At 68.1% G+C, this 12,123-nt stretch carries 6 protein-coding genes; 3 read left to right on the top strand and 3 right to left on the bottom strand.

Annotated elements, in window-relative coordinates:
- Positions 1–54 precede the first annotated feature (54 nt).
- Positions 55–3,690, bottom strand: coding sequence for a UvrD-helicase domain-containing protein (locus ACV7NQ_RS34405; protein ID WP_463363366.1), 3,636 nt, complete (start codon positions 3,688–3,690; stop codon positions 55–57).
- Between the two features lie 217 nt (positions 3,691–3,907).
- Positions 3,908–7,291 (bottom strand): exodeoxyribonuclease V subunit gamma, encoded by a 3,384-nt coding sequence (recC, locus tag ACV7NQ_RS34400; RefSeq protein WP_463363365.1) that lies wholly within the window; start codon positions 7,289–7,291, stop codon positions 3,908–3,910.
- A 239-nt stretch (positions 7,292–7,530) separates the two neighbouring features.
- On the opposite strand from recC, the gene ACV7NQ_RS34395 reads away from it, so the two are divergent.
- Positions 7,531–7,728 (top strand): hypothetical protein, encoded by a 198-nt coding sequence (locus ACV7NQ_RS34395; protein WP_463363364.1) that lies wholly within the window; start codon positions 7,531–7,533, stop codon positions 7,726–7,728.
- A 128-nt stretch (positions 7,729–7,856) separates the two neighbouring features.
- Entirely contained in the window at positions 7,857–8,741 is an 885-nt protein-coding gene (locus ACV7NQ_RS34390; RefSeq protein WP_463363363.1) for a serine hydrolase, read from the top strand.
- Between the two features lie 56 nt (positions 8,742–8,797).
- Here ACV7NQ_RS34390 and ACV7NQ_RS34385 read toward each other — a convergent pair whose 3' ends face one another.
- Positions 8,798–10,285, bottom strand: a complete 1,488-nt coding sequence (locus tag ACV7NQ_RS34385) for a cytochrome P450 (protein ID WP_463363362.1) — start codon at positions 10,283–10,285, stop codon at positions 8,798–8,800.
- Positions 10,286–10,513: 228 nt separating this feature from the next.
- On the opposite strand from ACV7NQ_RS34385, the gene ACV7NQ_RS34380 reads away from it, so the two are divergent.
- Entirely contained in the window at positions 10,514–11,974 is a 1,461-nt protein-coding gene (locus ACV7NQ_RS34380; RefSeq protein ID WP_463363361.1) for an NAD(P)/FAD-dependent oxidoreductase, read from the top strand.
- Positions 11,975–12,123 lie beyond the last annotated feature (149 nt).

The raw sequence follows: 12,123 nt of genomic DNA, 5'->3' as shown, positions 1-12,123 counted from the left end.
GCGGGACATCAAGACCCGTGCGGGCATGCTCGCGGCAAGCGCCGGGTGGGGTCATCAGGACTCCTCTCCAGCGAGTAACGCGGACAGGGCGATGATGAGGGCTGCAGGTGGGTTCCAGTCGAAGACGCCACGGCCGGTGGGGGTTTCGGGGCCGATCATGCCGCGGACGAAGAGGTAGCAGGCGCCGCCCAGATGGCGTGCGGGGTCGTAGGTGGGGAGGCGCCAGCGCAGATAGCGGTGCAGGGCCACCGAGTAGAGGAGGGCCTGCAGGGGGTAGTGGGAGCGGAGCATCTCAGCGGCCATGCGGTCGTGGGTGTAGTGGTCGACGGTCAGGTCGCCGGTGCCGAGCCGGTTGGTCTTGTAGTCTACGATCACGAATCGTGGGTCCGCACCGGGTGATTCGACGACGCGCAGGACCGCGTCGATGCTGCCGGTGAGGTAGCCGCGCAGGGGGATGTCGTCCAGGGCCGCCAATTGGTCGGCGTAGGAGGCGAAATCGTCGTCGGACGGCAGGTGCTCGCGCAGCAGATCGGCGATTTGGCGCAGGGTGGCCGTGTGTGCGCTGGGGGTGTCGCCGCCCGCGAGGGGGAGTTCGAATTCGAGTTCGTTCAGCTTGTCGCGACCGGAAATATCGGCGAGACAACCGAATCCGAACGGGGTGCGCAGGATGGCCAACAAAGCGGTGGCGAGGATCTCGGGATCCGCCTCGGCCATGAGTTCCTCGGTCGATGCGCGGCAGCGGGTGTTGACCTCGGCGGTCAGATCCACTGCGTCCGTGTCGATCAGCTCCAGCACGCCGTGCACCAGGGTGCCGAACTCGGCACCGTAGGGCAGGGCGTTCATCAGCGACAGGGCGGCACCGGAGGTCGAAGGCTCGACCTCGGCCGCTATCGGCGCGGTCGGCTCGTCGGCCGGACCTCGCTCGTCCTCGGGTTCGGCCTCGGCAACGGCGGCATTGTGCGCCCCTGCGGTCAATGCCGAATACGAGGTACGCCGCCATTGCTGGTCCAGGATGCGCGAGAAATGGGCGGCGGCAAGTTCTCCGATCACGGGCTCACTGCGCACCCGCCGGATCTCGACCGCATCCGTGCCGGCGACGCCCTCGACCGAGATCGCCTCGGGCGCGCCCGCCGCCCATGCCGAAAGTAGCTGTACTGCAACGGTATCCGCAGGCACGGCGGCGCGGGCCGGGACGAGGTTGCCGCCATCGGGACGGCCGAGGATCATCCGATGCAGCGGTGACGCGGCGGTGGTGATCGCCGGGGCCCACCAGGCCACGACCTGGCACATCGCCCGCGTGAGCGCGACGTACAGCAGTCGCAGCTCCTCACCGGCCTCCTCGGATTCGCTGCGCAGCTTGCGTTCCGCGTAGCCGGTGGCGTCCTGGCCGCCGACATCGAGCAAGCGAGCGCCCTCATCGTCGTGGTACAGCAGGGTCGCCGGGTACGGGTTCTTCGCGTTGTCCCATGCGAACGGCAGGTACACGATGGGGAATTCGAGGCCCTTGCTGGCATGCACCGTGGCAATCTGGACCGCCGCCGCGTCACGATCGAGCCTGCGGCTACGGTCGGACACCGAGCCGGAGGCCGGGTCGCGTACCCGGTCGGCGAGCCAGCGCGTGAGCGCCGTCAATCCCAGACCTTCGGTCAACGCGACCTGATCCAGCAGCTGCGCGATATGCCGCAGATCGGTCAGCTGCCGCTCACCGTTCTCGACGGCCAACAGCCGCTGCGCCAAATGCGCCTCGGACGAAAGCTTTTCGAACACGGCCGCGAAACCCGCCCGAGCGAACAACCGAGCCGCATCACGCAACTGAGCGCTGACCCGACCGACCAAATCGGCGCCCCCACTGTCGATTTCGACAGCGGTAACGCCAAGCAACGGCGTACATGCCGCCAACCGCACCCGATCAGCCCGATGCGGCTGCTCGAGCGCCCGCAATAACCACAACCAGTCGGTGGCGCTGCTCGTACCGAACACACTGGTCCCGCCCGCGAGCACCGAAGCGACCCCGACCCCATCCAAAGCCGCTCGCACCACATCGATCTGAGACCTCGTGCGAACCAGCACCGCGATATCACCGGGCCCGATCGGCCGATGCGGCACGCCATTCACGCCGGACGTAGGTCCCGCAGCCGCGTCAGGGCTGGATGTCGACGCGCCGAGCTCGATCGGCGGACTCATCGGATCGAGTGTGGACTCTCTCGCCAGACGGCCGGATGCCTCCGCCGGGACGGCGGCCTCGCCGTGGAACTCGGCGGCCGCACCGGTGCTCGGATCGATGCCCGCCAGCGGACCCGACCCGCCTGCCGGCTCGCCGCCTCCGGCCTCGCCGATTGCCGCGCGCACACCGTTCGACGGCGTGAGCGCCGCATCGACACGGGGTTCGGCTTTCGCCTCGACGGTCGTGCCGGACTCCAGCAGGCGGACGATGTCGGCGGCGAGATCGTCGGCGGCCTTGGCGCGCATGCGGCCGACGGCGGGGAAGCCGGACTTGTTGCGGGGGCCCGCGCCTGTGCGCGGCAGGGCGCGCACGCGAAGCGGGGTTATCAGGTCGGCGGGGCCCGCCAGCCGCGTCCAGGGACGGGTGGCGGCAACCGGGTAAACCGCGATTTCCTTGTGACCCAACGTCGCTCCGCCTTGCAGATGGTCCAGGGCGGCCAGTAAGCCCGCGTCGCTGCGCCAGTTGGTGGTGAGTTCCTTGCGGGTGTCGGCGTGTTCAACGGCGTCCAGGTAGCTGAGGACCTCCGCGCCGCGGAAGGCGTAGATGGCCTGTTTGGGGTCGCCGACCAAGACGAGGGTGGCGTGGCCGTGGAAGGCCAGGCGCAGGATGTCCCATTGCAGCGGGTCGGTGTCCTGGAATTCGTCCACCAAGGCGACGCGGTAGCGGTCGCGGATGCGGCGGTGGGCGCGCGGACCGTGCGCGGGGTCGGCGAGCACGTCGTGCAGCAGTACCAGCAGATCGTCGAAATCTCGCAAGCCCGCCAAACGCTTTCGGCGTTCGGTCTCGGCGCGGACCGCGGTCGCGAAGGCGACCCGCTCCCCCGCCGCGCCGTCGCCCTTCGGGACGAGCACGGCATGCCGGTCGCGCACGGCCGCCAGCGCCAGTATGTGCGCGTCCTTCAGGGAGAACGGTGGTTCGGCACGGGCGTACCGGTTCAGGTAGAGGTCGTCGGCGACTGTCCCCACCAGGTCATCGATGTTCTCGACCAGACGGGAGCCCGGATCGTGCTCGCCCGCCAGCCCGAGCTCGTCCAGCATGCGCTGGCAGAAGCTGTGCGTGGTGGCGATGGTGCCCGCGTCGAAATCCGAGAGCGCCGTGAGCAATCGGTCACGGCGAGCTCGAATCTCATCCGAATCCGCCTGTGCGACAAGCCGGATCAGATCATCGGAGTGTGCCCGCGCCGTCTCCGGATCAGCCAGCGCCGCCGCGACCGCGACGAAACGATCGCGCGTACGTTCCCGAAGTTCTTGCGTCGCGGCCCGGCTGAATGTCACCAGCAGCAACTGCGAGATCCCGATCCCGACCTCCGCCACATACCGCACGGCGAGACCGACGATCGCATGCGTCTTCCCGGTCCCCGCGCTCGCCTCCAAGACCGTGGTACCGGTCGGCAACGGCCCGTTCGGATCGAACCGATCGGCCGCCACCACGCCCGGGATGGTGAAGTCGGTGTCCTGAACGGTCACGCACTCCACCCGCTTCCGACGCTCGACAACAGTCCCGGACGCCGTCGCACCGATACCTGCCGCAGTCTCGGCTCGACGTGTTCCGACCACATCGTCGTCCGTCCGGCAGCGATGCCACGCCATGCCACGCCGACGGAGATCGAAAACCCACGATCACCGAAGCTCCCGGCCACGGAGCACGGCACCGCGGCGACGGACCGGCGGTGAACGCCGAAACTCACGGCTGCCCCTGACTCTCGGCGCCGAGCAGCGGCGCCCACATCCGGCGCGCCAGGGCACCGAAGCGCGTGGTCTCCCCCCGCTCGCCGGGCGGCGCCGGGGTTTCCATGAGGTGTTCCAGGCGGGGGGCGGGACCCCAGACGTAGCGCAGGTGGCGGTCGGCGTGGTCGCCGAAGGGGCCGGGACCGTTGGGGCCACCGTTGAATTCGCGTTCGGCTGCGGCGATGGCTTCCTCGGCATTCGAGCCGCGAAAGCGGCGGTCGGCGTAGGCGGCGGTGGCGCCGGTGGCGATCGGCAGGGGCTCGGTGAGACCTGCGTCGCGGAGTTTCACCAGCTCGCGCAGCACCGTCAACGCGACGGGCTGGTCGGGGGCGGTGAGCACGGAACGCCATGAGGGGCGGCCGAATTGGCCGCGGCCGGTGGTGACGGCGCGCCACGATCGGTCCTCGGTGACGGCCAGTGCGAGCAGTGACACCCACGCGGCGATCCGGTGTTTCGGCGCGAGCCGGGAGAACGTGGTGCGGACCAGAGTTTCACCGTGCACCTCGGGCACGGTGCCGGTGAGCCTGCGGCCGTTGCCGAGATCGATCACGATGTCGACGGAGCGCGCTGCGCTCTCGTATTCCGGCAGCGAGGCGCGCACCAGCTTGTCCACGGTGCTCTCGACCTCGTCGAGGACGGCGGCGCCGAAACCGAAGGGCGGCAACGTGCCTCGCCGCCATTCCGCGGCACGCAGGCCCGCGGGGTCGGCGCCGGTGAGCCGGGCGGCCAGCAGGCGTTCGCCCAGTTCCCATTTCGCGAGTCCGTCGAGTTCGATGGGCAGCCGGTCGGCGATGTCCTCGTCGTGGTCGGGCACCCGCAGGCCGAGGCGCTGCCAGAGGAACGAGCGGATCGGGTGTTCCACGAACGAAATCACGTCGGCCAGTGCCACATCCGCGAGTTCCGGTGCGGGCAGCGGGCCGGACAGGAACGCGGGCGGCGGCTGCGCCGACTCACCCGCGGCCACCGCACCGGCCAGCGCGACGGTGTCGTAACTGAAGGGTCGCTCGGCACGGAAATTGCGACGGTCGAAGGCCTGCAACGGATGTCGGGTCACGACCCCGGACATTCCGGCGGCGCCGACGTGCACCCGTATCGCGTCGAGCAGTTCGGCCACCGGGATCGCGGGCGGACGGTGCGCGCCGGTGACCGGGTCCGCGCCGGTGTGGAACACCAGCAGCTGCTCCCCGGCCGCCATCATCGCATCCAGCAGCAGTTGACGATCCTCGCTGCGTGAATCACGTTCGCCGAGTAGCGGATTGCGCGCGAGCACGTCGTCGCCGTCCACGCCACCCGGGCGCGGGAACACCTCGTCGTCCAGACCGAGCAGTACCACCACGCGATGCGGAACCGATCGCATCGGGACCATCGTGCAGACGGTCAGTTCGCCGGTACGGAAATTGGCCCGGGTCGGCCGGGCCGCGAGCCGGCCGGCCAGCAGCACGCCGATGTCGGCCAGCCGCAACGACACATCGCCCGCATGTTCGGTGGCACCGGCCAGCTCACGGCGCGCCTCGGTGCGCACCCACGCTTGACTGCCGGGCACATCAGTGAGCAGGTCCAGGGATCGGCCGAGCACCGCCGCCCACTCGTGCGCGGGCCTGGGTCCGCGCAGGTCCCGCAGGCAGACCGCGAGGCGATCGATGAATTCCGCGAACCGGCCGGCCAGATCCACGTCGTTGCTGTCTACGTCGTCCAGCGGTAACGCCAAATCCAGCCAGTCCTCGGAAGATTCGTCCGCAGTCACCCCGAGCAGGATGCGATCGACCGCGCTGTTGAGGGTGTTCTGTGCGAAGTCTGCCAGCCCGAACGCCTGCCGCTGGCGCTGCCCGATCCCCCACCGCGCCCCGGACTCGGCCGCCCACTCACGCAACCGTTCGATATCGTCCTCGTCGAATCCACAACGGCGCCGGACGGTTTCGGACGCGGCCAAGTCAAGCACCTGGGTGACGGTCACCCGCCCGTCTGCGAGCTCGAGCAGCACTCCGATCACCGCGAGCAGCGGATTGGTCACCCCACGACCCCGGTCGGCAAGCCGCACCCGCAACCGGTGCGCCGGATGCACCGAATCGCCCACGGCCTCAACGGTTCCGGCGGTTCGCTGCCCGAACGCGGCCCGTACCAGCGGCGCATACCTCTCAACCTCGGGACACATGATCAACACATCCCGCGGTTCCAAGGTCGGATCAGCGGCCAACAGCCCGAGCAGGCATTCTCGCAATACCTCGACCTGCCTCGCGGGTCCATGACATGCGTGTACCTGGACGGTGCCGTCACCGCCGATTCCCGATACCGGCGGCCACACGTCATCCCGAATCCCCGCCTGCATCGCGGCGAGCAACGTCCGCCGCGCACCGCCGACGCCACCCGCCGCAGCCTGTTCTGCGGCACCGACCATCCCCTTGGGGCTGGTCGCATGATGCGTGTCGGTCGCGACGACACCGGCCAGTCGCTGCTGCAGTTCACGTACATCGCGCGCGAGCCCGGACAGCAACGGATGCCGAATGACGGTCACGCTGGCGTCATCCGCCCGAGCCACCACAGCCGGACACCTGGCCAGCTCCGTCCACATCGCCGGGCTCGGGTGGGCCAGCCACAGGTGGATATCGCGATTGGCCGCCAGCGCCGAAAGGACCGCAAGCTGATCGGTCGGCAACCGAGTCACACCGAACAGCGACAATCGCGTCGGCAACGCGACCAAATCGGGTTCGGCACGCAACCGATCGCACGCGGCCGCTAAACGCTCCGCCGGGCTCGACGCACCGACCTCCGCCCGCAAGCGGCGCCACAGCGCGGGCTGCCACAACAGATCGTCGGGCACCGGGGCGCCGGCGCCGGCGGTGTCCGCACCCGCCGCCCACTCCGTGACGAGTGTCGGGCGCTGCGCCGCGTAGCTATCGAACAGTCCGGCGAGGTGCGCGGCCGTGGCGTAGCGACGCCCGACCCGGTGGTCACCTCCGGCGGGATCGTTCGCCCCGAGATGCCGCGCCAGCACCGCCGACCACGGTTCGGCCACCGAGGCGTCGATCACCCGCAGCAGCGTCCACACGACTCGCTCCGCGGCCCACGGATCGTCCTCGGGTCGCACCCCACTCGCCGCGGCCAGCACGTCGGCGACCAAGGCGGCGGGCGAGGGGAACTGGATGTTTGCGGCGACACCGTCGGTCGAACCGCCCACACCGAGCATCGTCGACAGCCGCTGCGTCAGCCACCGCTCCACCCCCTTGGCCGGCACCGCCACCACCTCCGCGGCAAACGGATCATCCAGCGGCGCGGCCAGCAACGCGGCGAGTGAATCCGCCAAGGCGTCGGAGTGCTCGGCACGGTGGATGTGCAGCGGCATCTACGCCCTCTCGTCGGGTCCGGATCCTTCGTCGAAACGCCTCGGGCTTCGTGCACTTTTATACGCCCAGCGATCGATACGCAACTCCGGCACCCCGGCACCGCGAGAGTGAAATAAGCCACACGCGAACGAATTACTTCGTCGTGTCACCTCGGATCGAGGGCCCCGATGTGCAACAGTGCTCAACCGGGGAGGAACGGGAGAATTGCACGAAAGGCTGGTTCGCGTTCATGGTTGCGATGGTGATTCCCCTTGTCCCGAGAGGCGGGTTCACAGTTCGCCGAGTCGGAGACAGATGGGAGCTGGTCAACTCGCGCTCTTACGGCCGCACCGTCGTCCTACACTTCTGGCCCCGCGACAACCACACCGAAGCGTTCGCGCATTGCTACCGGCTCAACGGCCGGACCGTCGAGGAACTGCGCGAGGCCTTCCGCTGAGCGGCAGGCCCCGGACCGACGCCGATCGAAAACCGTAGGGGCGCAAGCGCAAAACTCTGGCCTTATCACAGTGTCGAGCTGAGCTCAAGACGTGCGTCCGGCGCGACGATGTGCGATCGTGGTCCCTCGTGCGTTACCCCTTGGCCGTCACCCGGGCCGTTCCCCGCGTGGCCGCATCAGCCTGTGTCCTCGCCGCTGCCGCGATCCTGATCCCGAGCGCACCCGCGCTGATCACGATCGCGCACGCCGCGCCACCCGCGCATACGCAGGGCTGCCTGCCCGGCTTCGACTGCGATATGAGCAACCGGATTGCTGCCGTAGACGCATATGTAAGCAATCGGCCCGGCGTGACCGGCTATGTCGTCCGCGACCGGGTCAGCGGCGGGGTGTACGCGAACGAGAACGCGGAAAACTCGGTCTGGACCGCCTCCACCATCAAGCTGGCGATCGCCGTCGACCTACTCGACCGCGCCAGGGTCGGCGCGATCGGTCTGTCGCCGGAGGACCGCACGATGATGGAGTCGATGCTGGCGACCTCCAACGACGCCGCTGCCGACTTCCTGTGGAACAAGTACGCGGGCTTGGACCGTATGGCCTACAACAACGCCTTCCGCGCCAACGGCATGGTCTCCCTCGTCCCCCAGCCGACCAGCACCGCGCTGTTCCCGGACTGGTCATTCCAGAAGTGCACGCCTGCCGACCTGGATCGGCTGATGGACTTCATCTTCAACCGCATGCACCCCGACGACCGCGCCTACCTGCTCGACCGGATGCGCGCGGTGGACAGCAACCAGCACTGGGGCGTGTGGGGCGCGGGCCAGCGCATGATGCCCGGCCTGAAGAACGGCTGGTCCGATGAGCAGGGCGGCTGGGTGGTGAACTCGGTCGGCTTCGCGGGCCCGGGCGAACGTTACACCCTCGCCATCATGAGTTCACTCGGCAGCGACGGCGGCTACACCGAGGGCGCCGAGACCGACACCAAGGTCGCCGAAATGCTGTTCGCCGGCCGCTGACCAAGCCCCAGCAGTCGAACTCGAACGTTACGTCAGGTGACTTTTCCGGCTGTTGGCTAGTTGTGGAGACGGCGCAGCGTGACCGGCGCACCGTCCCTGGGGAACGGAATTGTGCTGAAGCCCCAGGGCATTCGGTAATCCTCCGGAATGGTCCACTCGTATTCGCGCACCAGAGCGGCGATGACCGTCTTCACTTCGAAGGTGCCGAAGTGCATGCCGATGCACTTGTGTGCACCGGCGCCGAACGGCAGCCAGGCCAGCCGGTGTGACTTGTCCTCGCGGCGGCGCTCGCCGAAGCGCTCGGGATCGAACAGCTCGGGGCTGGTCCACAGTTCGGGCAGCAGGTGGTTGACGCCGTAGGCGAGGTCGCACGGGGTGCCCGCCGGAATGTAGCGTCCCGCGATCTCGGTATCGCGCACCGCACGCCGCACCAGCCCGGGCACCGGCGGCATCAGCCGCAGGCTCTCCTTGATCACCATATCGAGGTCGTGCATCCGGTCCAGCTCGGCGATCGTCGGTGCGGCGCCGCCGGTTTCACTGTCGATGGCGAGCACCTCGGCGCGGACCCGCTGCTGCCATTCGGGATGTTTGCCGAGGTAATAGGCCACCGCGGTGGCCGTTGTCGTGGTGGTGTCGTGGGCGGCCATGATCAGGAAGATCATGTGGTTCACCACATCCGCGTCGCTGAATTCGGCGCCGTCCTCGCTGCGTGCGTGGCACAGGCCGGAGAAGAAGTCCGGCGACTCGGTGCGCCGCTTCCGCGGCAGCATCGCGGTGAAGTAGTCCTCCAGCACTTTCCTGCCGCGCAGCCCGGCCCGCCAGTTACCGCCGGGCACCGGGTGGCGAATGATCGACAGCCCCGCGTGCGTGCAGTCGACGAACGCGTCGAGCAGCATGCGGCGCTGTGTACCGACGTCGACGGCCATGAAGGTCTCGCTCGCGATCTCGAGGGTCAGCTCTTTGATCGTCGGATACAGCTTGACGGTGCGCGCATTGCCCCGCGGCACCCAACGCCCGATGGCCGCTCGCGCCACCGGCGTGAGCGCGGCCAAGTGCGCCTCCAATCGGTCCCTGGTGAATGCCTGCTGCATGATCCGCCGGTGGAACATGTGCTCGTCGAATTCGAGCAGTAGCAGTCCGCGCCCGAAGAACGGGCCGATGAAATAGTCCCAGCCCTGACCGAAATCGCGGCGCCGCCGACCGAGCACCTCGTCGATCGCGTCCGGCCCGCAGACCAGCACCCGATCGATGCCCAGCGACGTGTTCAGCGAAACCGGGCCGTATTGCCGGTAGCGGTCCATCATTTCCGCCGGACCCCAGCGCAGATAGTGCAACCCGCGGCCGAAATACGGCAGGCCCGCGTCGCCGTGCACCGCCGTGGTCGCGCTGCCGCGCGGGGGTGTGGCCAGGACCCGATGACGCTCAGGGACCCGGCGCAACGCCCGGTCGATCAGCCGCGTATCGGGAATATTAATCAGCGAAGCGTTCTCGGATTCGGGCCGTACGCTGGGCTTTCGACTGACGACACGGTGCCCGGTGACCATGGCAAACCTCCCTGAACAACAGCATCTATCGTATTCTCTTTCTCACATTCATCCGGTCGGTTCGCCGGAACGCGACGGTCCCTCGGCGGATCGGCGCAGGCACGGCATTCGCTTCGCAGCACAGCAGGAACCGGGATCTCGCCGTGACGGTCAAGTCAGCGCCGACTACGGTTAGGCGGGTCGAGAACGTTCATAGGGCCAAGCCCAGGTCTGTCGAGGAGCAGGACGATGAGCACTGAGTCTGTCGAGAACCGTCGTCATCGGGTGGTGGTGATCGGCTCGGGCTTCGGCGGCTTGTTCGGAACCAAGCACCTCAAGCACGCCGATGTCGACGTCACACTGATCTCCAAGACATCAACCCACCTCTTCCAGCCACTGCTCTACCAGGTGGCCACCGGCATCCTCTCGGTCGGCGAAATCGCCCCGGCAACTCGCTTGGTGCTGCGCGAGCAGAAGAACGCGCAGGTGCTGCTCGGCGATGTGATCGATATCGATCTGCAGGCCAAGACGGTCACCTCGCGGCTGCTCAACCAGAACACGGTCACCGAGTTCGACAGCCTGATCGTCGCGACCGGTGCGCAGCAGTCCTACTTCGGCAACGACAGGTTCGCCACCTACGCGCCCGGCATGAAGACCATCGATGACGCGCTGGAGCTACGCGCGCGCATCCTGGGCGCGTTCGAAGGGGCCGAACTGGCCACCACGCAGGAAATGCGGGACCGGCTGCTCACCTTCGTGGTGGTCGGCGCAGGACCCACCGGTGTCGAATTGGCGGGTCAGATCGCCGAACTCGCCGATCGCACCCTGGAAGGCACGTTCCACAATATTGATCCGCGTGACGCCAGGGTCGTCCTGCTCGAGGGCGCGGGCGCGGTGCTCGGCCCGATGGGCCCGAAGCTGGGCGGCAAGGCGCAGCGCCGGCTGGAGAAGATGGGCGTGGAGATCCAGCTCAACGCCATGGTCACCAATATCGACGCGCAGGGCGTCACGGTGAAGGACACCGACGGCACCGTCCGCCGCATCGAGTCGTCCTGCAAGGTGTGGTCGGCCGGTGTGCAAGGCAGCCCGTTGGGCAAAATGCTCGCCGAGCAGTCCGACGGCACCGAGGTCGACCGCGCCGGGCGCGTCATCGTAGAACCGGACCTCACCATCAAGGGTCACCCGAACGTCTTCGTCGTCGGCGACCTAATGTCGGTGCCGAACGTGCCGGGTATGGCGCAGGGCGCCATCCAGGGCTCGACCTACGCGGCCAAGCAGATCAAGGCCGGGTTGAAAGGCGAAGCCCCTCAGGAACGCAAGCCGTTCAAGTACTTCAACAAAGGCAGCATGGCGACGGTGTCGCGGTTCAGCGCCGTGTGCCAGATCGGCAAGCTGGAGTTCGGCGGATTCATCGCCTGGCTGGCCTGGCTGGCGCTGCACCTGTACTACCTGGTCGGCTACCGCAGCCGGATCATCACCGTGATCCAGTGGTTCGTCACCTTCCTCGGACGCAGCCGCGGGCAGATGGCCGCGACCGAGCAATGGGTGTTTGCCAGGCTTGCGCTGGAAGCCGTCAATTCCGACGAGGAAGACGCGGACGAACTCGCGGCGGCACTCGGCGCGCCGCCTGCCGAGAACGGCAAATCGGTGAAGAAGGCCAATGCCTTCGACAAGGCGGAGAAGACGGCCGCCGACCGCAAGGCGGGCTGACATGCTGCATCAATCCGCTGTCCTTCGATGGCACCGTCGATGCGATGGTTGCCATCAACACGGTGACCGCACCCGCTGTCGTGGTGGGTTCGGCTGTTGGTGCGGCAAACGGGTTATCCGGCTCCGCCAGTGGCCGCCGAGCAGCCTGC

Source organism: Nocardia sp. Tas62D01 (assembly GCF_055232035.1).
This window is presented reverse-complemented; position numbering and strand designations above follow the sequence as displayed.